Source organism: Nocardia sp. NPDC006044 (assembly GCF_042871115.1).
GTDB lineage: Bacteria > Actinomycetota > Actinomycetes > Mycobacteriales > Mycobacteriaceae > Nocardia.
In genome coordinates, this window is sequence record NZ_JBIAID010000002.1 from 639,309 (window position 1) to 658,972 (window position 19,664).

A 19,664-nucleotide genomic window follows, 5' to 3' on the forward strand; every position below is an offset into this window, starting at 1 on the left:
GGCGCGCGGGTCTAGTGTGGCCACATGCGCGGCATTGCATTGGTCCTTCTCGCTGCGGCACTACCCCTGACCGCATGCGGCACCTCTACCCGGGACCCATCGACCACGGGCACCACCCCGCCCGCGGCGGCGTCACTGTCTCAGCGAACGCCGCCGCTCGCCAGCACGCCGACCACCCCCGTGTCCAATCCCGGTGGCGTACCCGCTTGCGCCCCAACCGATCTCACGATTTCCCTGGGCAAGAACAACGGAGCGGCAGGCTCCATCTACGTCCCCATCGTCTTCACCAGCACCGCCCCCGCCCCCTGCACCCTCGCCGGCTACCCCGGCGTCTCCCTCGCCGTCGGCACCCCACCCACCCCACTGGGCCCACCCGCCGAACCCGACACCGCCTCCGCCACCCCCCAACCGGTCACCCTCGCCCCCACCGAATCAGCCCACGCCGCCCTCCGCTACTCCCAGGCCGGCAACTACGACTGCGAACGCACCCCCGCCCAATTCCTCCTCATCACCGCCCCGAACCAACCAACCCCCACCCCCCACCCCTTCACCGCCGAAGCCTGCACCAAACCCGCCTACCTCCTCCTCCACGTCGACTACATCAAACCCGGCAAGGAGATCTAGACAGGTGCCGACGCTGAAGCAACTCCGAAAAGACGGGTACACCGAACCCCGCAGGTCCCAAAACAACCCGCACCCGAACCAGTCCGAACGCATGGCACCCTGAGCGGCCCCATAGGGCAACAACACGGTCACCAATAACCGCAGGTCCAGGAGTTACCTCGATCAGTCACCAGCTATCGGGTTCAAAATGTCGACAGTATTCATGAACGGCCGGTCGTCCTCAAAGCAGGGGCACCGGCTGAATTGTCCTCTTCGATAACGTCGCGCCGTCCAATAGTAGACTTAGCTCGCACTTCGGAGGCGGGCCACGCCACATCTGGACGATATAGGATACGCTGCTCTTTATCGACGAGACCGCGACCGCTCTTGATGGCTTCATGCCTTGAATCGGCATCAATTATTTGCGCAAGTGCATTCGAATACTCTGGCCTCCGCGCCGCTTCGATGAGTAATCCTCGGTATGGCCGCCCTTCCATATACTTCAATATCAATGCCAGTGCCATGAGCGATCCGCTTAGCGCCGCCAAGCCAACAGAAAAAGCGAGCATCCCCAGTGACACACCACTAGCCGGACCTCGCTGCACCATAACCAGCAGGTTGGTTACACTAATTACACCGGTAGTCGCCCCCGCTCCGATGGCCGCCCTCCCGAGCGAGATATTCAACGCCATTCATATCACCGTCGGGCAATCGACCACCGACCGTGGTGCACCTAACTTTGACAATGAAAACACGTAATTCTCTTTCGAAGATAGTTATGAGCGACCCAACTGAATGAACGCTCGGATTAAGGAATTCTCATAGCGCTGCCCCGACCACGAACTCGATCAAAAGATTGCGATGCTGGATCTTCCAGCGCGGTCGCAGTCTTGGAACCATTGTCTTTCACACCGCCCGCAAGTGACAGCGCACCTGAGGTAGTGGTTTTTCCAGCTATTCCGTCCCAGACAACCGGCATGCGCGCCCAGATGACATCCGCAAGTAATAATTCCAGCTCACCCAAAGGCCGACGCGGCTCGTCACTCCATGGCATGCACCTGTGAGCCACAGCACCCAATGCAGCCAGTACTGCCGGAGCAGCAATTACAGTAGCTGACCGATTTTTAAACTCGTCGGCGAACCAATAAAACAGCGCCTCTGCCACCCTCGCAATGGCAGATTCAACTTCCGATTTCCCGTATCCAACGGGCAAGTCCTCAATACCTACCGCACCACTGGTCTTCTCAAACCCGGACCGCCCAAAGATCGCGGTGATAGTAAATGAGCGTAATGTCGATAATGTCAGCCACTCCGGATCGCTAATCTTCAGTTGCCGCTTGTTTGTTGAAACAACAGTCTTCAGTGGAACGTTTTCCCCTCTCACACCGCTAGGCACCTTAACGTGATCCATCAAACCAAAGGTAATGCTCGTCGCAGCATCGTTAGAGTCTGAATTCAGAGCTACATTTTTGTTAGGAATAACACCGAGCAAATTTCTATCGTGGAATATCTGGCGCGCAGCCGTCAGCGAGATGCCATGATAGATCTCAACACAAACCAGCCGTGAACCGATCTGATCACGAGTAATACCATAATGCGCCGGACTTTCTGCCAAATGAATATGAGCGAGGTGCTGTGTTTCGGCATCCATCAGCACGCCGCTCGCATCAAATGGGAGGTATGCGATATAATCAGTCCCGAAAGGGCCATCTGCCGATGCATGCTCCAACTCGTCAGGGATCCACAATGCAAAGGGCGGGGTCGCCCAGGCTTCGCCTCGGGTACCACGAATCCCGTCCGCGATGTAACGGGCATAGTCCTTGGCATTCTCACGCTTCTTTGTGCCTTGGATCATCCGCTGAATCTCGTTGCGGATCTCCGCCTGCTCCCGTTCCGCGGCTGATAGATACGGCAGAGCTTTGGGGTCCTCGGCACGCCGCGGATCGGGAACAATCCGTGACAGATGCGCCCAAGTTATCGTGGCAAGTGAAAGGTGATCCCTGACCGGCATCACTCGTATCGGATGCCCCTTGCCGACCTGAATATGGGGGGCGAAGTTTGAACTGCTTGTGGATTCAGACAAGGCGCTCCTGACTGCGGGGTTCGTCAAACCCGTGATTACGGGCCGAACACCTGCAACAGTACAGCCGCGGATGAGATGATGGCAAGCCGCGGATGGCGATCTGGCGAAAAATGTCGACCTCGGGTCACATACGGGCTACCGCGGATGACACGCACGAACGGTTCAAATCGGATCCCGTAACAGCCCGCACCCGAGGCGGTCCGAACACCTAACGTGGTGACCGTATATCTGATCAGTCGGTGGCTTTCGGATGCCCCGTGCCCGCATAGACGATCCACACCGTCTGCTGATCATCATCGATGAGGTACCAGATTCGGCCGCTACCTGTGACCTCGTATTGCCAGCGCTCCAGCACGATTCCCTTCCAAGTGGCCGAGCTGAGAGAGCCCTTGAGCCGATGTTGCCGGTCGGGATTCGTCCGCGCCCGCGGATCGGCTCTGACCGCTTCGAATGCCCTGCGCAGATTGGTCGGCGCCTGAGCTGCCAATTGCTCCCATCCGACACAGGATTCGCTGGTAGCCAGGCGAATCTCGAATTCGCCGACGACTGCGAGAGGCGCGGCACGGTCGCCGCGCTTCGGGCTCACCGGTCGTGCTCGGTCGGATCGGGCATCGGGGCAGGTCCGAAATCACCCTCCGGTTCATTCGTGACCAGCTCCAGCAATACCGGGTCGGCATAGACCTCCGCGGTATGCCGCCATTGGGTCAGTAAGCCTGCCAGGGGAGCAAGATTCTCCAATGCCGCCGCACCTTGCGCCACTGCGACGAGTTCGCTCAGAAACTTGTCGACATCCGCTGCGGGGAGGAACGTGACCCAGGGAACCGCGTCGGGCAGCGCCTCCCGGACGGTTTCCGAACCGATACGGCGGACTAGCCCGGCAAGCAGGCGCGCGGTGAAATCGACCACCGCGCCTTCGGCATCCAACTGCTCGATCCGCATCAACGCGAGATCGCCCGCATCTCGGCGGCGCAGGCGGACGGCCCGTACCTGATCGAGAAGCCCTGCGGTGACGGCAGGCCGATGTAGCAGATCGCTGAACGGCACTACGTCATAGGCTGCACTAATGACATCCACACTACCTTGGATGTCTTCGGGTTCTCTAGCCTTTTCGGCGGCCAGACCTCCCGAAACGCCGAACGGCGCCGCTCCTTTCGGAGCGGCGCCGTTCGGTTCAGTGATTCAGGAAATCACTTGATGATCTTCGTGACGCGACCGGCGCCGACGGTGCGGCCACCCTCGCGGATCGCGAAGCGCAGACCCTCGTCCATGGCGACCGGCTGGATCAGCTTGACGGACATCTCGGTGTTGTCACCGGGCATGACCATCTCGGTGCCCTCGGGCAGGGTCACAACGCCCGTCACGTCAGTCGTACGGAAGTAGAACTGCGGACGGTAGTTGTTGAAGAACGGGGTGTGCCGACCGCCCTCGTCCTTGGACAGGATGTACGCCTGGCCCTCGAACTCGGTGTGCGGGGTGGTGGTGCCCGGCTTCACGACAACCTGGCCACGCTCGACATCTTCGCGCTTGATGCCGCGAACCAGCAGACCGACGTTGTCGCCGGCCTGGCCCTGGTCGAGCAGCTTGCGGAACATCTCGATACCGGTGACGGTGGTCTTGGTGCTCTTCTCGCGGATGCCGACGATCTCGACTTCCTCGTTCACGTTGAGGATGCCGCGCTCGATACGACCGGTGACGACGGTGCCACGACCGGTGATGGTGAACACGTCCTCGACGGGCATGAGGAACGGCTTGTCGGTCTCACGAACCGGCTCCGGAATCGACTCGTCGACGGCGTTCATGAGCTCGACGATCGAGTCGACCCACTTCGCGTCGCCCTCGAGCGCCTTCAGACCGGAGACGCGCACGACCGGCGCTTCCTCGTCGAATTCCTGCGAGGCCAGCAGTTCGCGGACCTCCATCTCGACGAGCTCGAGGATTTCCTCGTCGTCGACCATGTCCGACTTGTTCAGCGCGACCAGGATGTAGGGCACGCCGACCTGACGGGCGAGCAGCACGTGCTCGCGGGTCTGCGGCATCGGGCCGTCGGTTGCGGCGACAACGAGGATGGCACCGTCCATCTGCGCCGCACCGGTGATCATGTTCTTGATGTAGTCAGCGTGACCCGGAGCGTCGACGTGCGCGTAGTGGCGCTTTTCCGTCTGGTACTCGACGTGGGAGATGTTGATCGTGATACCACGAGCCTTCTCCTCCGGCGCCTTGTCGATCTGATCGAACGCGAACGCCGCGTTCAGATCCGGGTACTTGTCAGCCAGCACCTTGGTGATCGCTGCAGTCAGCGTGGTCTTGCCGTGGTCGACGTGACCGATGGTGCCGATGTTGACGTGCGGCTTCGTCCGCTCGAACTTCGCCTTCGCCACTGTGGTGTCCTCCTGGACTTGTTGGTGCGTGCAGTTGCAGCAGTGCGGTTATTACTGGGGTCGTGCTGACTCCCGGCTGATGTGGGGCAAGTGTCGCACCTGCCCCGGCATCGGTGTTATTCGCCGGTCGCCTTGGCGATGATCTCCTTCGACACGTTGGCCGGAACCTCCGCGTACGAGTTGAACACCATGGAGTAGTTCGCCCGGCCCTGGGTCTTCGACCGCAGGTCACCGATGTAGCCGAACATCTCCGAGAGCGGAACCAGCGCCTTGACGACACGGGCACCACTGCGTTCCTCCATGGCCTGAATCTGGCCACGGCGGGAGTTCAGGTCGCCGATCACGTCGCCCATGTAATCCTCGGGCGTGATGACCTCGACCGCCATGAGCGGCTCGAGGATCACCGGACCGGCCTTGCGAGCCGCTTCCTTCAGGGCCTGGGAACCGGCGATCTTGAACGCCATTTCCGACGAGTCGACGTCGTGGTACGCGCCGTCGAGCAGGATCATCTTCAGGTTCACCAGCGGGTAGCCCGCGAGCACACCGTACTGCATGGCATCCTGCGCACCGGCGTCCACCGAAGGGATGTACTCGCGCGGAACGCGACCACCGGAGACCTTATTCTCGAACTCGTAGGTCGCGCCGTCCTCGCCGACGAACGGCTCGAGGGCAATGATGACCTTCGCGAACTGGCCGGAGCCACCCGTCTGCTTCTTGTGGGTGAACTCGAGCTTCTCGACCTTCTTGGTGATCGTCTCGCGGTAGGCCACCTGCGGCTTACCGACGTTCGCCTCGACCTTGAACTCGCGCTTCATGCGGTCGACGAGGATGTCGAGGTGGAGCTCGCCCATGCCGCCGATGACGGTCTGGCCGGTCTCCTGGTCGAGCTTGACCGAGAACGTCGGGTCTTCGCGCGCCAGCTTCTGGATCGCGGTGCCGAGCTTCTCCTGGTCGGACTTGGTCTTCGGCTCGATCGAGACCTCGATGACCGGGTCCGGGAACGTCATGGACTCGAGCACGACCTGGTTCTGCGCGTCGCTGAGGGTGTCACCGGTGGTGGTGTCCTTCAGCCCGATCACGGCGTAGATGTGACCGGCGGACGCGGTCGCGACCGGCATCTCCTTGTTGGAGTGCATCTGGAACAGCTTGCCCAGACGCTCCTTCTTGCCCTTGGTCGAGTTGACGACCTGGGCGCCGGAGGCGACCTGACCCGAGTACACGCGCACGTAGGTGAGCTCACCGAAGAACGGGTGCACCGCGATCTTGAACGCCAGCGCCGAGAACGGCTCGTCGACGCTCGGCTTGCGGGTCAGCAGCTCGTCTTCCTTGCCGGGAACGTGGCCGGTGGTGGCCTCCACGTCCAGCGGCGAGGGCAGGTAGTCGATGACCGCGTCGAGCATGGGCTGGACGCCCTTGTTCTTGAACGCGGAACCACAGAGCACCGGGTACAGCTCGGAGTTGACCGTCATCTTGCGGATGGCGGCCTTGATCTCCTCGACCGAGAGCTCCTCGCCACCGAAGAACTTCTCCAGCAGCGCCTCGTCGGACTCGGCGACGGTCTCCAGCAGTTCCTGACGGTACTGCTCGGCGCGATCCTTGAGATCGGCCGGGATCTCGACGACCTCGTACTCTTCGCCGAGCTTCGTCTCGCCCTTCCAGACCTTCGCGTTCATCTCGACCAGGTCGACGATGCCCTCGAAGTCGTTCTCCGCGCCGATCGGCAGCTGGATGACCAGCGGCTTGGCGCCGAGACGATCCTTGATGGTCTGCACGGTGAAGTAGAAGTCCGCGCCGAGCTTGTCCATCTTGTTGACGAAGCAGATTCGCGGCACGTCGTACTTGTCGGCCTGACGCCACACCTGCTCGGACTGCGGCTCGACGCCTTCCTTGCCGTCGAACACCGCAACGGCGCCGTCGAGCACGCGCAGCGACCGCTCCACCTCAACGGTGAAGTCGACGTGCCCGGGGGTGTCGATGATGTTGATCTGGTTGTCTTTCCAGAAGCACGTGGTAGCCGCGGAGGTGATGGTGATACCACGCTCCTGCTCCTGCTCCATCCAGTCCATGGTGGCCGCGCCATCGTGGACTTCACCGATCTTGTAGGTGATACCGGTGTAGAAGAGGATGCGTTCAGTTGTGGTCGTCTTGCCCGCATCAATGTGGGCCATGATGCCGATGTTGCGGACCTTGTTCAGGTCGGTGAGCACGTCCTGTGCCACGGAAATCTTCCCCGCTCGTAGCTAGATGGGATTTTCGGGGACGACCCTGTGGTCGTCTCTGTTCAACGCCGGCTGCGGCAGGTTGGTGCCGCGGCCGGCTGTGCCTCCCGACCCGGAACACCGGGCCGGGCAGACGTCACCAGCGGTAGTGCGCGAAGGCCCGGTTCGACTCGGCCATCTTGTGGGTGTCCTCACGACGCTTCACCGAGGCGCCGAGACCATTGCTGGCATCGAGCAGCTCGTTGGCGAGGCGCTCGACCATGGTCTTCTCGCGGCGAGCGCGGGAGTAGTTGACCAGCCAGCGCAGGGCCAGCGTGTTGGAACGGCCCGGCCGAACCTCGACGGGCACCTGGTAGGTGGCGCCACCGACGCGGCGGGGCTTCACCTCGAGGGCGGGCTTGACGTTGTCCAGCGCGCGCTTCAGGGTGACGACCGGATCGGTGCCGGTCTTGTCGCGCGCCTGCTCCAGCGCGCCGTAGACGATGCGCTCGGCGGTGGACTTCTTGCCGTCCAGCAGGATCTTGTTGACCAGCTGAGTGACCAGCGGGGACCCGTAGACCGGGTCGTTGATCAGCGGACGCTTGGGTGCGGGGCCCTTGCGTGGCATATCAGCTCTTCTCCTTCTTGGCGCCGTAACGGCTGCGGGCCTGCTTGCGGTTCTTCACACCCTGGGTGTCGAGCGAGCCACGGATGATCTTGTAGCGGACACCGGGAAGGTCCTTCACACGGCCGCCACGAACGAGCACCATCGAGTGCTCCTGCAGGTTGTGGCCCTCACCGGGAATGTACGCCGTGACCTCGACCGCGCTGGTCAGGCGAACGCGCGCGACCTTACGCAGCGCGGAGTTCGGCTTCTTCGGGGTCGTGGTGTACACGCGAGTGCACACGCCACGACGCTGCGGGCTGCCCTTGAGCGCCGCGGTCTTCGTCTTGGAGACCTTGTCGCGGCGACCCTTGCGGACCAGCTGGTTGATGGTTGGCATAGACCGGCTTTCCTTTTTAGTTACGCGGTGTCTGAAACTTCATGTCTGTGTTCAGTGGCAGCGTTCACGGGACCCTTCGTGGTCACGCAAGCTACCGCCTCCGGGTCCGTCGTTCACGCTGCTGTCATCGAGCTTTCACTCGCACGTCCGGCCACGTTTTACGTGCCCCGAGGTCGGGCGTGTCGCACGCGGCGTAGGGCCCGAATCGCGGGCACGCTGGAGGTGTCAGCCGCTTTCGCTGGCCTACAGTCACGCACGAACTTGCCCGTATGCTTCCGGGCACAGCGATCCACGATACTCGTGGTCGCGACACAGGGTCAAAGCGGGGTCGGTATCGACCTCGCTACCTGGCCAGGTTCAGCGTCAACTCTACGAGTTTCTTCGCGCCCGCGCACGGATCCGGATGCGCCGACCCCTGCCGATAGTTGATCCAGAACCCGATCACCCCTTGATCCGCCGCGCCCGCACTGACCCCGCAGGAGTCCGGATCGTTCGGCCGCCGCGTCTCCAACCCACGCCGGCCCTGCACAGTGATGTTGTTCGTCGAGTACCCCAGCTTGTCGTTGTTGGCCTTCTCATTGTTCAGCGAGCCGATCTCGTACCAGTTCAAGGTGACCATGGCACCGCCGCCGGGTGCGCCGAGCGCGTACCACATGCACACCGCACCGTAGAACGACGGCTCCGGAGCGGTTCCCTTGGCGCCGACCGCATCCGCGATGTCGGCGAGCGAAACGATTTCGCATTCGCGCAAGAGCTTGTCGAAGTTGGTATTGACCGTGTCGCCGGTCCCCGAACCCGCGGGCTTCGCCGAACCGCTCACCGTCTGCCCGCAGCCGGAAGAGCCAACCGCAATCATCAACACGGCGACGGTGGACAGTATTCCGCGAATCGAGCCACGAAGAGGTTTCATCCCGCGCCCTTCCTACTGCAGCCGTTGCACGGTCAACTCGGCCATTTTGCGAACTCTGTCACACGGATTGTCATGAGAAGAGTAGGGCGGAAAGGACATGGACCACTCGAAGAAGTCATCACCGAGCTGCACCGCCAGGTCACATACGTCGCCACTAGGGTCGAGCGCCTGCCACCCAGAGCGCCCACCGACGTCGATCGTCTGCGGATTGCGCCCCTGGGTGGACACCCAGGCCTTCTCCCGAGCGATCGGGCTGCCCCGATAGGACGCGAAGGTGACGCCGATCGAACCGACCCCGGCGGAGAGCCAATTGCATCCGACCGAATTCCGCAGCACCTGAGATACCTGGCCGAGGCCGCCGAGGTCGCGTACCTCATCGTCGGTGACGTGCCCGCACTCGCCCGCGAACGGGCCGAGCGTGGCGACCTTCGGCGGCGGGCGCAGCGGAGTGCTGGCGTTGTCGGAGTCGCCGCCGGAACCGCACGCGGAGAGCAGCAGCGTGAAGACCGTGCCGGTAACGATCGCCCACTTGGTCCGCATGCCCGAGACTCTACCGGCGCGACAGGGCGGTCGGCCGGAACGAGGGATCAGCCCGAACGGCCCCCGTCGTCAGCCCGGCAAAGACTGTGCGGCGCAACGGGGATCGACCCTTGCCGCGGGTACGTCTCCGGCTTATTCTGACGGTGTCGGAAGAAATGGCCGGACGGCCGCGATTCCGATACAGGGGGTTCATTATGGGGGGAATCGACAGACAACAGGCGTCTGCCATTCAACGTGCCTGAACACTTCGGGACTATCGATCCATAGCCGCGAACCTCGATTGCGAATCATCTGCGTAGCCGGATGAGAGACCATGGAGGAAGCACATGAAGCTGGTCGCCAAGTCGACTTTTATCGCCGTGACTGTCACGCTCGGTTTGCTCAGCGCTGCGGGGCAGGCAACGGCGTCGAATCCCGTCATCGGGTTCTATCCAACGCTCGTCGAGTGCCTCAAGGCAGGCGATGCGCTCGAATCCGGCCCGCTTGCTGGCCACTGGCACTGCCATGCTGAAACCGACGACTGGACCGGACCCAACTCCCTCTACGCCGGCCGGTAATTCCCGCTCGGCTACCCGCCGGGGACCCGCAATTCGTAGCCGCCGATCGCGTCGATATAGGTGCACTGGGCGGGGCCGGTTTTGTATTTCGACATGGCTACGAGGCAGGCGTCGAGGGTGGGGTAATAGGTGGGTGGGGGGTCGGCGTGGGCCGTCGCGGTCAGGGGGAGGGTGAGCGCGACGGCCAGTGCGAAGGTGGCGGCAGATCTCTCGAGCACTGCGGCAGTCCCCTAAGCATCCGGCGAATCCAAGCAGCGTACTGCCGGATACTCAGGGCCACAACCGATCACAGGTTGCCGCGGGCCTCCTGTTCACGCTCGATCGCCTCGAAGAGTGCCTTGAAGTTGCCCTTGCCGAAGCCGAGCGAGCCGTGCCGCTCGATGAGCTCGAAGAACACGGTGGGACGGTCGGTGATGGGCTTGGTGAAGATCTGCAGCAGATAGCCGTCCTCGTCGCGGTCGACCAGGATGCCGCGGCGCTGCAATTCCTCGACCGGCACGCGGACGTGGCCGATGCGGGCGCGCAGTTCCGGGTCCTCGTAGTAGGAGTCGGGGGCGTCGAGGAACTCGATGCCCTCGCGGCGCAGCGCGTCGACACACGCCAGGATGTCACCGGTGGCGAGCGCGATGTGCTGCACGCCGGGACCGCGGTAGAACTCGAGGTACTCGTCGATCTGCGACTTCTTCTTGCTCACCGCGGGCTCGTTGAGCGGGAACTTCACCCGGTGGTTGCCGTTGGCGACGACCTTGCTCATCAGCGCGGAGTACTCGGTGGCGATGTCGTCCCCGACGAACTCGGCCATGTTGGTGAAACCCATGACGCGGCGGTAGAACTCGACCCACTCGTCCATCTGACCGAGCTCCACGTTGCCGACGACATGGTCGATCGCCTGGAACAGCCGGTTCGGCGCGCCCTCGCGCGGCTGGTAACCGGCGCTGCGGGTGATGTAGCCGGGCAGGTACGGCCCGTTGTAACGGGAACGGTCGACCAAGGTGTGCCGGGTCTCGCCGTAGGTGGCGATGGCGGCGGACCGGACGGTGCCGAATTCGTCTGTCTCGTCATGTGGTTCGACGACGACGGTCGCGCCGTGGGTGCGCGCCCATTCGATGCAGCGGTCCACATCGGGCACCTCGAGCGCGATGTCGACGACGCCGTCGCCGTGCCGATCGTGGTGCGCGACCAGCGGGCTGTCCGGGTCGACCGCGCCCTTGACCACGAACCGGGCGCCGCCGCTGCGCAATACATAGGACTTGTGGTCGCGGTTGCCGGTCTCCGGACCGGAGTAGGCCTCGAGGCGCATACCGAAGGCGGACTCCAGGAAATGCGCGGTCTGGGTGGCGTTGCCGACGACCCACACGAGGGCGTCCCAACCGGTCACCGGGAAATTGTCGACGCTGGTGTCATGGTCCACGAGACCGACGAGCTTGCGCAGCTCAGTGTCGGTGGGGGCGGTACTTGGCGCCGTGCTGGACCGGGCATTCGGCATCTGCTCGATGGTCATGCACCAAGTAATCGTCAGGGTCGACGGTTAGGCAACAGCGGCGATTTTCGATAGACACTCTGGCGAATTCGGCTAGGAAGTGCGGTTGAATGCTGGACAATTTGAATAGCATCAGCTGGCTGGTGCTATCCATGGCTGGGATCCCAGCCTGTGCTCGGAACGGAGGCCGCCATGTCACGAACGCCGGCGAAACTTGACGAACTCGATCTCGCGATCCTGACCGCGATGCACGAATACCAGAAGGCGGGCATTCTCGAACTGTCCCGCCGCACGCGGGTGGCCAGAGCCACCGTGCAGTCCAGGATCGGCCGGATGGAGGAGTCCGGCGTCATCGCCTCCTACGATCCGCAGATCGACGTCACCGCAGCGGGTTTCGATGTGCAGGCCTTCGTCACGCTGGAGATCGCGCAGGGCGCGCTGGACGCGGTCGCGGCCGAATTGGACACGATCCCAGGTGTTTTGGAGGCCTACGCGACCACCGGCACGGGCGACGTGTGGTGCCGGATCGGCGCGGACTCGCACGCCGGATTGCAGTCGGTGCTGCTGAGTATCGATCGGACCTCGTCGGTGGTGCGGTCGCACAGCGTGATCGTGCTGTCCACCGTGGTGCCGTTCCGTACGCTGCCGCTGCTGCGCACCCTGGATCCCGCGGGGAACACGAAGGCCCCGGCCTATCGCGCGGCGCACGAGCGTTGATCGGCTCATCGCCGGCCCAGGCGGGTGACCAGTCCGTGCACGTGTGCCTGCGCGGCGGCACGTGCGGCCTCGGCGTGGCCTGACTCGAGCGCCTCGACGATCTGCCGGTGCTCGCGCAGGGCGACCCGGCGGTTGAGGTCCGAACGCCACAGATCACCCCGGTAGAGGTGGGTCTGGGCTTCGAGCCGGGCCAGTTCCTCGGCGAGCGGCCGGTTGCCTGCCCGCTCGCGGATGAGGGTGTGGAATTCGACGTCGAGCTCGGTGTCGCGGGCGGTGTCCGGGCCGGCCAGCAGGTTCTCCTCCTGGGCGGTCAGGATGGCCGCCAGCTTGGCCAGATCGGCCTCGGACAGCCGGGTCGCCGCCTCCGCGGCGGCCAGCCCGTCCAGCACGGCACGGACCGCGAGCACGTCGCGTACCTGCTCGTCGCCGAGCGCGGCGACCCTGGCCCCGGCGTGCCGCACAGTGACCGCCAGCCCCTCGTAGATGAGCTGCTGAACGGCCTCGCGAACCGGGCTGCGGCTGACCCCGAGCCGGGCCGCCAGCGCGGGCACGCTGAGCGGGTGTCCCGGCTCGAGTTCGCCGGTGAGCACCAGTTGCCGGACCTGCCGGTGCACGGACTCGCCGAGCAGGGCGGAGCTCGTCGGGTCGTCGTCGGGCATCGCGTGGGTCCTTTCCGTGTCCGGAGGTGAAGTTACTCCTGGGGGCGGTAGTTGGCCTGTACCCGCTGGGTGAGGAAGTCGGCCGCGGTCACCGGCGGGTACTTGCCCTGCGGTCCCTGGATGACGGCGTCGCGGTCGGCCTGCGCGAAGTAGGCGACGCTGTAGCGGTCGCCCTGGTATTCCCCCTCGCCCGGGCTGCGCACGCGATGAAAATTCGACGGCAGCAGGTCGTCGCTCCAGCGGGTGAGCATGTCGCCGATGTTGCAGGTGATCAGGCTCGACGACGGGGTGATCGAGGTCCACTCCTGCTCGGCCATCTCCCGGCCGGGGCACACCTGCAGGCCGCCCTGCCCGTCGCGCTGGAAAAGCAATGTCAGACAATCGAAATCGGTGTGCGCGCCGGCCCGCCAGCGGCCTTCGACGCCGCGCAGTTCCGCGGGCACCGCGAAATAGTGCAGCAGGCGCAGCGTGCTCTGGTACTGCGCGGAACCCGGGTCGTGTGCCTTGGTGAAGTGGTCCCGGTCCATGGCGAGCCGATCGGTGAAGCAGGACAGCACCCGCATCGCGACCGACCAGGCCTGATGTTCGAAATCCAGTACGACATCGCGGAATCCGGCGAGTTCCCGCTCGCTCGGCCACAGCTCGGCCATGTGCGGGCGGGTGACCTGATAGGACTCCTTCAGATCCGGGACGCCGATGGACGGGCGCACCTGACTCAGGCTCTCCCAGCCCGCGTTGTTCGCTTTGACCAGTGGATATTTGGCCTTCACCGGCTCGGGCAGCGCGAAAAACCTTGCGGTGAGCTCGAAGACGGTGTCGATCCGGTCCTGCGCGATGCCGTGGCCCGCGAGCTGGAAGAAGCCGATCTCGGTTGCGGCCGACCATAATTCGTCGGTGATCTCGGCCCGGCGGCCGGCGAAATCGGTCAGGTCGATCACCCGGATCTCCCGGTCGGTCTCCCGGCCGAGGCCACCCATCTGCTGCTCGCGGGAAATTTCGGACAGGTCGTAGCTGGCGTTCATGATGTCCGTCCTTGTCTGCGTGGGGAGTTCACCCGGCGACGCTGATCGCCGGGTCCAGGAATTCTTTGGTGACGAGGTCGCGCGCGGTCAGTCCGGCGGGGACGGCGGCGCCGCCGCGGCGCAGGATGGGCGCGAACTCGTCGATGACGCGCTGCACCCTCGCCTCGTCGAAACTGCCGAGCACGCCGTCGGTGTCGTTGCCGATCAGGCCGCCGTCGATCAGGGCCGTGGACCCGTAGGCGGCCAATTCGGCGCTGTACGGGGCGAAATTGGCGCTCTTGGAAACGACATCGACGACCGTGTCATCGACGTGGCCGGGGTCGGTCCGGAATTGTGCTGTCGCCCTTTGGATCATCGGAACGAGCCGTTGCAGGCACGGGCGCAGCTCGGCCAGCTTGTCCGCGCGGACGTTCACGGTGCGCGCGTAGCCCTCGTAACCGACATCGCGCAGCAGTTGATAGGCGACCGGCTTGCCCCAGGCGCGCACCTCGTGCTCGTAGACGTACGGTTCGGAATTCAGGAAACCCTGCTGCGCGAACGACGGTCCGGCGACGAAGCGCGACGGCGCGTTGTCGTAGGACGTGTCGATCTGCTTCGCGCCGACCAAGCCGCGTGAGACCAGCCAGTCCGGGTAGAGCTGGCCTTGCGAAACCACTATGGGCGCACCGGATTTCCCGATGTCGGCGATACCGTGCCAGTCCGGGTGGGTCTTCGGATCCCACATGAGCAGCTGGGGACTGTCGCGCAGCAAGGTCGTCACGGCGACGATCGGCTGCGCGCCCGCGGCGGCGATGGCGTGCTCGGAGTGCGCCAGGCCGAGGGTGATGCTCTGGTCGACATACATCTGCGACGGCACCGTCTGGAAGCCGATGGCCGGCCCGCCCGCCCGGATCTCCAGCCGCACGCCGGTGTCTTTGCCGTCGGTGACCAGCGGACCGGTGACCTTGTTGTGGTCGGAATCGACCCGATACCCCGGACCGAGCAGACCGAAGATCGGGCCGGAATCGGTCTCGGGTTCCCACTGCAACTGCACCACGACGGTGTTCGGGCAGACTCCGGACAATTGCTGTTCGGCCGGCGCGGCAGGGAGATCTACTGCGGCGGTGTCGGATTCGCCGCTGGTGCAGGCCGCACCGGACGCGACGACGAGGGTCGCGATGGCGGCTATGCCGAGCCGGCGGAGGGGTATGCTCATGAGATTCTCCAAGGACTAGCGGCCGGACGCGTGCCAGCGGCTGACGGTGAGCTTCTGGGCGGCGGTGAACAGGGCGAAGACGAGCACGCCGAACAGCGCGGCCAGCAGGAGCGCGGCGATCAGATCCTCGGATTGCAGTCGCGCGCGGTAGTTGTCGAGCAGGGTGCCGATGCCCGGCCGCCCCTGCGCGAAGAACATGTCGCCGATGATCGCGCCGGTCACGGCCAGTCCGGCGGCGGTGCGCAGGCTGGTCATGATCGACGGCAGCGCGGCGGGCAGTTGCAGCGCCCAGAGCCTGCGCCAGCGGCTCGCGCGCCCGAGGGTGAACAGCTCCTGGAGATTACGATCGACGGACTGGATCCCGAACAGAGTCATGGCGATGATCGGATGGATGGCGATCAGCACGCAGACGATGGTCCGCGCGGCGGTACCGTAACCGAACCACAGCCCGATCAGGGGAACCACGGCGAGCACCGGAATTGCTTGAAGCACAACGGCATAGGGGTAAACCACGCGTTCGATCGGCTTGGCCTGGCTCATCAGCACCGCGATCGCGACGCCGAGCACCGCCGACACCGCGAGCCCGCTCACCGCCACCTTCGCGGTCACCGCCAGCGCCCGCAGCATCAACTCGAGCTTCGCCGGATTCGCCAGTGACTCGGCGAATACCGCGTGCGGGGGCGGCAGCAGGAAACGGCGGTCCGGGCCGAGGAGCACCATCGAAACCAGGTACCACATGGCGATCGCCAGGCCGAAAGACACTGCGGGCGCACCGAGTTTGGCGACCGCGGCGCGGGGCCGGACCACGACCCGGCGGATCGGCCGGACCAGCGTGACGGGTGCCGCGATACTGACCATCAGCAGGCCTCCTTCAGGGAATGCGAAGCGCGCGAGACCAACTCGGTGAACGCCGGATCGAAGCGCAACTCCCGGTCGCGCGGGTAGGGCAGGTCCACGTCGATCACCTCGTGCACCCGGCCCGGCCGCGCGGACATGACGACCACGCGGGAAGCGAGGAACACCGCCTCCGACACCGAATGCGTGATGAACAGCGCGGTGAACGTGTTGTCCCGATACAGCCGCAGCAGCTCCTCCTGCATGTTCAGCCTGGTCAGCTCGTCGAGTGCGCCGAACGGCTCGTCGAGCAGCAGCAGTTGCGGCTCGAGCGAAAGGGATCTGGCCAGCGACACTCGCATCCGCATGCCGCCGGACAGCTGACTGGGCAGGCTGTTCGCGACGTCGGCGAGACCGACCGCGGCCAGCGCGCGAAGTGCGCGCTGCCGCCTGGTCTTTCGATCGATGCCGCGCAGCTCCGCGGACAGCTCCACATTGCGCAGCACCTTGCGCCACGGCAGCAGCGTGGCCTCCTGGAAGATGAAGCCGATCGAATCCGCCTGCACCGCAACGGCTCCCGACGTGGCCCGGTCCAGCCCCGCGGCGAGCCGCAGCAGGGTGGATTTTCCGCAGCCGGATGGCCCGACCACCGCGACGAACTCGCCCGCGCGCAGCTCGAGGCCGATGTCGGCCAGCGCCTCGGTTCCCGCCGGCCCGCCGAATCGCTTGTGCACGTTGACGAACGAGACCGCCGGGCCCGAGAGCCGAGTCCTCGCACCGACTTCCGGCAGTGTCTCCGCATAGCCCGTCATGGTTCGCACCTCTCTCACTATTGCGTGCAACTTGTGCACCACTTCAGTCTTATCGAGAGGGATTACATGCAATCGCTGATTGATTTCCGTCTGATTAACTTCATCGCATGTTGCTCAGCCGACGTGCGAGCAGTTCGGCATCGACCCGGGTACTGCGGCCGTCGCGGATGACGGCCTCACCGTCCACCCACACCGTGTCCACCACCCGGGGCGAGCCCGTGGTCAACAGCGTCGCGCTTGGATCGAGGACCGGAAGACAGGCGAAGTCCCGGTCGAACCGGATGAGGGTGAGGTCGCCACGATCGCCGATCGCGACCCCCGGCTCGGCGGTGCCGCGACCGAGGACCCGATCCGCGCCTCGCGTCGCCATGCGCAGCATCGCGTCGAAGCCCAAGAGGTCGGCGCGTTTTCGCGTGGCCCGCTGCAAGTAGGAGCCCATCCGCAGGGTCAGCAGCATGTCCTGGGTGTCGTTGCTGGCCGCGCCGTCGACGCCGAGCCCGACGTCGATCCCCGCCGCCAGCATTTCCAGCACGGGCGCGACGCCGCTACCCAAGCGCATATTGCTCAGCGGGTTGTAGGAGACGGATACGCCACGGTCGGCGAAGACCGCACGGCCCGAGCTGTCGAGGTGGCAGCAGTGCACCGCCAGGGTGCGATCCCAGAGCAGGCCGCCCGCGTCGAGATAGTCGACCGCGCCCCGGCCCGCATGCAATCGGCACATTTCCTCGTCGGTCGAGGTCTCGAGTACATGTATCGATACCGTCTTGCCGGTCCGCTCGGCGTACTCGCGCGCGGCGGCCATGCCGTCCGGGGTGAGGCAGCGCGGATTCGGCACGGCCAGGGCGGTGCCGATCCGCGAGCCGGCCAGCCGGGTGTCCAGATCATCGATGTGGGCGAACGCGTCCGGCAGCGGCTGCATCAACCGCGGATCGAGACCCCAGCGCCGGGTGGGATCGGCGCGGTCGGCGATCCCGCGACCGAGCACGACGCGGATGCCGAGCTCGGTCAGCGCGCGAATCATCGCGTCGTGCACGGCTTCCGAGCGGTTCGGCCACATGTGCTCGACCACCGTGGTCACGCCGCCGCGCAGCAGTTCGAGCCCGCCGGCCAGCGCGGACAGATACGTCAGCTCCGGGGTCGCGGCGACCGTGCGCTCCCCCACGCAACGCAGCCATTCGAGCAGCGGCAGGCCTTCGCCGATCCCGCGCAGCACCGCCTGTTGCAGGTGGGTGTGGGTATTGACGAAACCGGGGATGAGATAGCCGCCGCTGCCGTCGACGTACGGAAGGGCGCGATGGTCCACGCCCGCGGCCGGACCCAGTGCGATGACCGCGCCGTCCCGCACGACGACGTCGTAGCCGGGCTGCCAGGCACCTCGGGCGTAGACGGTGGCGGCACCGATGACGACGGAATGAGGCCGATTCTCGAACACGCGGCATTCCTCCTGGAAATGCGGCTGGTTCGCCCGCTCGATCCGGCGGCTCGCGTCGCCCGTTGCAGCCATGAGCGACGTGTCGGGCAGCCTACCGAGCGCGTATTGCGACGCGGTTAAACGTCAGGGGCGCAGGTCGGCGCCGACCTCCAGGATCTCCACGCGCGGCTCCTTGTCCGCCTCCAGGAAACCGAGCAGGGCCTGTGATTCGGCCTCCACGGCGGCGCTTTCCGCCTTCGTCCACTTACGTGTCGGGCTGATCCGCAGGCGCGCGACGCCGGCTTCCGGGAAGATCTTGTAGAGACCGGCGAGATAACCGTCGACCAGCACCGGGGCGACCGCGGCGGCGAACGCACGCAGGTGCGGGGCGTTACCCTCCGGCACGATCCGGGTTCGATCCTGGTGCGACAGAACGGCATTGTCGTACCAGCCGAGGAGGCGGACCGGCGCCGGAAGGTCCGGATCGGCCGGCTCGGCATCGGCGGCGTCGTAGAGGGTGCGGCCGCGCTCGTCGGTGTAGGTGCGCACGCGGTCGCCGAGCTGTTCGATCGCCTGCTTCATGCCGAGCAGCTTCGACCAGGTCTGCATGTCCATGGTGGAGGCAGGCCCGAACGCGCGCAGATAGCGAAGCAGCAACTCGCTCAACGGATACGAGGCGTCGAGCGGCGCACCGAGCCACGGCTCGACCCGGGACCAGATCGGCCTGCTGCTGTCCTTCCACTTACCGCGCGGCGGCGTTTGCAGCACGGGCAGCTGGTAGAGCCAGGTCTGCACGACCATGCTCGGATTGCGGTCGGGGTAGATGGCGGCGGCGTGCTCGCGCAGCGCGGCGGCCGACATCGGCTCGTCGCCGAGAACGCGCTCGCCATGCGCCCGCACCTCGTCGGCATCGAGACCGACCATCGCGCCGTAGTTGAAACCCTTTCGGAAGGGGATCTTTTCGAGCTCCGGCTGGATGTGCGGCGCGATCCGTAGCGCGTCCGGCGGGGTGACCAGGTGAATGGTGCCGCGCATCAGGGTGATGCGGACCAGCGACCGGTCCTCCAGCGCGTCCGACACCGTCGACGGATCGAAATCCGTTATGCGGCTCCACAATGCGACGAACGGCGGTGGCGAGTCCTGGGCTTGCAGGCCGACCAGGTGGTCACACATCTCGTGCACCGTGCGCCGCGAGCGCTCCAGCAGGTGCTGGCGTGCCAGCAGCGTCCGGTTCAGCGTTCGATTGGACAGCTTCATGTTT

22 protein-coding genes are annotated in these 19,664 nt (G+C 65.0%); 3 read left to right on the forward strand and 19 right to left on the reverse strand.

Going from position 1 to position 19,664, the window contains the following annotated elements; genetic code table 11:
- Nucleotides 1–24 precede the first annotated feature (24 nt).
- Nucleotides 25–624: a DUF4232 domain-containing protein gene (locus tag ACFYO1_RS20305; protein ID WP_387233039.1), complete on the forward strand. Its 600-nt coding sequence runs from the start codon at nt 25–27 to the stop codon at nt 622–624.
- Between the two features lie 200 nt (nt 625–824).
- Here ACFYO1_RS20305 and ACFYO1_RS20310 read toward each other — a convergent pair whose 3' ends face one another.
- From ACFYO1_RS20310 to ACFYO1_RS20355, 10 genes are all read right to left on the reverse strand, one after another.
- Nucleotides 825–1,295 carry a hypothetical protein gene (locus tag ACFYO1_RS20310; RefSeq protein ID WP_387233041.1) on the reverse strand — a complete coding sequence of 157 codons (471 nt, stop codon included), beginning with the start codon at nt 1,293–1,295 and terminating at the stop codon, nt 825–827.
- Nucleotides 1,296–1,411: 116 nt separating this feature from the next.
- Nucleotides 1,412–2,686 carry a hypothetical protein gene (locus ACFYO1_RS20315; protein ID WP_387233044.1) on the reverse strand — a complete coding sequence of 425 codons (1,275 nt, stop codon included), beginning with the start codon at nt 2,684–2,686 and terminating at the stop codon, nt 1,412–1,414.
- Between the two features lie 232 nt (nt 2,687–2,918).
- The gene (locus ACFYO1_RS20320; RefSeq protein ID WP_387233047.1) at nt 2,919–3,272 is read right to left on the reverse strand and encodes a hypothetical protein; all 354 of its coding nucleotides are present in this window, start codon (nt 3,270–3,272) and stop codon (nt 2,919–2,921) included.
- Nucleotides 3,269–3,760, reverse strand: coding sequence for a hypothetical protein (locus ACFYO1_RS20325; protein ID WP_387233050.1), 492 nt, complete (start codon nt 3,758–3,760; stop codon nt 3,269–3,271). Before ACFYO1_RS20325 ends, ACFYO1_RS20320 begins: the two co-directional genes overlap by 4 nt.
- 113 nt (nt 3,761–3,873) lie before the next feature.
- A complete protein-coding gene (gene tuf, locus ACFYO1_RS20330) occupies nt 3,874–5,064 on the reverse strand; it encodes an elongation factor Tu (protein WP_387233052.1) in 1,191 nt (396 codons plus the stop codon).
- A 116-nt stretch (nt 5,065–5,180) separates the two neighbouring features.
- Entirely contained in the window at nt 5,181–7,283 is a 2,103-nt protein-coding gene (gene fusA, locus ACFYO1_RS20335; RefSeq protein WP_387233055.1) for an elongation factor G, read from the reverse strand.
- Nucleotides 7,284–7,419: 136 nt separating this feature from the next.
- Nucleotides 7,420–7,890 carry a 30S ribosomal protein S7 gene (gene rpsG / locus ACFYO1_RS20340; protein WP_150399709.1) on the reverse strand — a complete coding sequence of 157 codons (471 nt, stop codon included), beginning with the start codon at nt 7,888–7,890 and terminating at the stop codon, nt 7,420–7,422.
- A gap of 1 nt (nt 7,891) precedes the next feature.
- Nucleotides 7,892–8,266: a 30S ribosomal protein S12 gene (gene rpsL, locus ACFYO1_RS20345; RefSeq protein ID WP_019049359.1), complete on the reverse strand. Its 375-nt coding sequence runs from the start codon at nt 8,264–8,266 to the stop codon at nt 7,892–7,894.
- A 343-nt stretch (nt 8,267–8,609) separates the two neighbouring features.
- Entirely contained in the window at nt 8,610–9,122 is a 513-nt protein-coding gene (locus ACFYO1_RS20350) for a DUF3558 domain-containing protein (RefSeq protein WP_387235246.1), read from the reverse strand.
- Between the two features lie 66 nt (nt 9,123–9,188).
- Nucleotides 9,189–9,716, reverse strand: coding sequence for a DUF3558 domain-containing protein (locus ACFYO1_RS20355; RefSeq protein WP_387233059.1), 528 nt, complete (start codon nt 9,714–9,716; stop codon nt 9,189–9,191).
- 326 nt (nt 9,717–10,042) lie between these two features.
- On the opposite strand from ACFYO1_RS20355, the gene ACFYO1_RS20360 reads away from it, so the two are divergent.
- A complete protein-coding gene (locus tag ACFYO1_RS20360; protein WP_387233062.1) occupies nt 10,043–10,273 on the forward strand; it encodes a hypothetical protein in 231 nt (76 codons plus the stop codon).
- Between the two features lie 11 nt (nt 10,274–10,284).
- Here the strand turns inward: ACFYO1_RS20360 and ACFYO1_RS20365 are convergent, their stop codons facing one another.
- Both ACFYO1_RS20365 and hppD read right to left on the reverse strand, forming a co-directional pair.
- Nucleotides 10,285–10,491: a hypothetical protein gene (locus ACFYO1_RS20365; protein ID WP_387233065.1), complete on the reverse strand. Its 207-nt coding sequence runs from the start codon at nt 10,489–10,491 to the stop codon at nt 10,285–10,287.
- A gap of 68 nt (nt 10,492–10,559) precedes the next feature.
- Nucleotides 10,560–11,759: a 4-hydroxyphenylpyruvate dioxygenase gene (gene hppD / locus ACFYO1_RS20370; RefSeq protein ID WP_378722334.1), complete on the reverse strand. Its 1,200-nt coding sequence runs from the start codon at nt 11,757–11,759 to the stop codon at nt 10,560–10,562.
- Between the two features lie 186 nt (nt 11,760–11,945).
- On the opposite strand from hppD, the gene ACFYO1_RS20375 reads away from it, so the two are divergent.
- Nucleotides 11,946–12,470, forward strand: coding sequence for an Lrp/AsnC family transcriptional regulator (locus ACFYO1_RS20375; protein WP_387233068.1), 525 nt, complete (start codon nt 11,946–11,948; stop codon nt 12,468–12,470).
- A 5-nt stretch (nt 12,471–12,475) separates the two neighbouring features.
- Here the strand turns inward: ACFYO1_RS20375 and ACFYO1_RS20380 are convergent, their stop codons facing one another.
- From ACFYO1_RS20380 to ACFYO1_RS20410, 7 genes are all read right to left on the reverse strand, one after another.
- The gene (locus ACFYO1_RS20380) at nt 12,476–13,129 is read right to left on the reverse strand and encodes a GntR family transcriptional regulator (RefSeq protein WP_387233071.1); all 654 of its coding nucleotides are present in this window, start codon (nt 13,127–13,129) and stop codon (nt 12,476–12,478) included.
- Nucleotides 13,130–13,161: 32 nt separating this feature from the next.
- A complete protein-coding gene (locus ACFYO1_RS20385) occupies nt 13,162–14,151 on the reverse strand; it encodes an isopenicillin N synthase family dioxygenase (RefSeq protein WP_387233074.1) in 990 nt (329 codons plus the stop codon).
- Nucleotides 14,152–14,179: 28 nt separating this feature from the next.
- Complete coding sequence (locus ACFYO1_RS20390) at nt 14,180–15,346, reverse strand: nitrate ABC transporter substrate-binding protein (RefSeq protein ID WP_387233077.1); 1,167 nt, start codon at nt 15,344–15,346, stop codon at nt 14,180–14,182.
- 15 nt (nt 15,347–15,361) lie between these two features.
- Nucleotides 15,362–16,204, reverse strand: coding sequence for an ABC transporter permease (locus ACFYO1_RS20395; RefSeq protein ID WP_387233080.1), 843 nt, complete (start codon nt 16,202–16,204; stop codon nt 15,362–15,364).
- On the reverse strand, nt 16,204–16,992 hold the full coding sequence (locus tag ACFYO1_RS20400) for an ABC transporter ATP-binding protein (RefSeq protein ID WP_387233082.1): 789 nt from the start codon (nt 16,990–16,992) through the stop codon (nt 16,204–16,206). The genes ACFYO1_RS20395 and ACFYO1_RS20400 overlap by 1 nt, the downstream gene beginning before the upstream one ends.
- A gap of 100 nt (nt 16,993–17,092) precedes the next feature.
- The gene (locus ACFYO1_RS20405; protein ID WP_387233085.1) at nt 17,093–18,424 is read right to left on the reverse strand and encodes an amidohydrolase family protein; all 1,332 of its coding nucleotides are present in this window, start codon (nt 18,422–18,424) and stop codon (nt 17,093–17,095) included.
- Nucleotides 18,425–18,547: 123 nt separating this feature from the next.
- Nucleotides 18,548–19,660: a winged helix DNA-binding domain-containing protein gene (locus ACFYO1_RS20410; protein WP_387233088.1), complete on the reverse strand. Its 1,113-nt coding sequence runs from the start codon at nt 19,658–19,660 to the stop codon at nt 18,548–18,550.
- Between the last annotated feature and the right edge of the window lie 4 nt (nt 19,661–19,664).

Coding starts and splice junctions, on each gene's coding strand:
- ACFYO1_RS20305 (WP_387233039.1), top strand. CDS start 25: ATGCGCGGCATTGCATTGGTCCTTCTCGCTGCGGCACTACCCCTGACC.
- ACFYO1_RS20310 (WP_387233041.1), bottom strand. CDS start 1,295: ATGGCGTTGAATATCTCGCTCGGGAGGGCGGCCATCGGAGCGGGGGCG.
- rpsG (WP_150399709.1), bottom strand. CDS start 7,890: ATGCCACGCAAGGGCCCCGCACCCAAGCGTCCGCTGATCAACGACCCG.
- rpsL (WP_019049359.1), bottom strand. CDS start 8,266: ATGCCAACCATCAACCAGCTGGTCCGCAAGGGTCGCCGCGACAAGGTC.
- ACFYO1_RS20350 (WP_387235246.1), bottom strand. CDS start 9,122: ATGATTGCGGTTGGCTCTTCCGGCTGCGGGCAGACGGTGAGCGGTTCG.
- ACFYO1_RS20355 (WP_387233059.1), bottom strand. CDS start 9,716: ATGCGGACCAAGTGGGCGATCGTTACCGGCACGGTCTTCACGCTGCTG.
- ACFYO1_RS20360 (WP_387233062.1), top strand. CDS start 10,043: ATGAAGCTGGTCGCCAAGTCGACTTTTATCGCCGTGACTGTCACGCTC.
- hppD (WP_378722334.1), bottom strand. CDS start 11,759: ATGCCGAATGCCCGGTCCAGCACGGCGCCAAGTACCGCCCCCACCGAC.
- ACFYO1_RS20375 (WP_387233068.1), top strand. CDS start 11,946: ATGTCACGAACGCCGGCGAAACTTGACGAACTCGATCTCGCGATCCTG.
- ACFYO1_RS20380 (WP_387233071.1), bottom strand. CDS start 13,129: ATGCCCGACGACGACCCGACGAGCTCCGCCCTGCTCGGCGAGTCCGTG.
- ACFYO1_RS20385 (WP_387233074.1), bottom strand. CDS start 14,151: ATGAACGCCAGCTACGACCTGTCCGAAATTTCCCGCGAGCAGCAGATG.
- ACFYO1_RS20390 (WP_387233077.1), bottom strand. CDS start 15,346: ATGAGCATACCCCTCCGCCGGCTCGGCATAGCCGCCATCGCGACCCTC.
- ACFYO1_RS20395 (WP_387233080.1), bottom strand. CDS start 16,204: ATGGTCAGTATCGCGGCACCCGTCACGCTGGTCCGGCCGATCCGCCGG.
- ACFYO1_RS20400 (WP_387233082.1), bottom strand. CDS start 16,992: ATGACGGGCTATGCGGAGACACTGCCGGAAGTCGGTGCGAGGACTCGG.
- ACFYO1_RS20410 (WP_387233088.1), bottom strand. CDS start 19,660: ATGAAGCTGTCCAATCGAACGCTGAACCGGACGCTGCTGGCACGCCAG.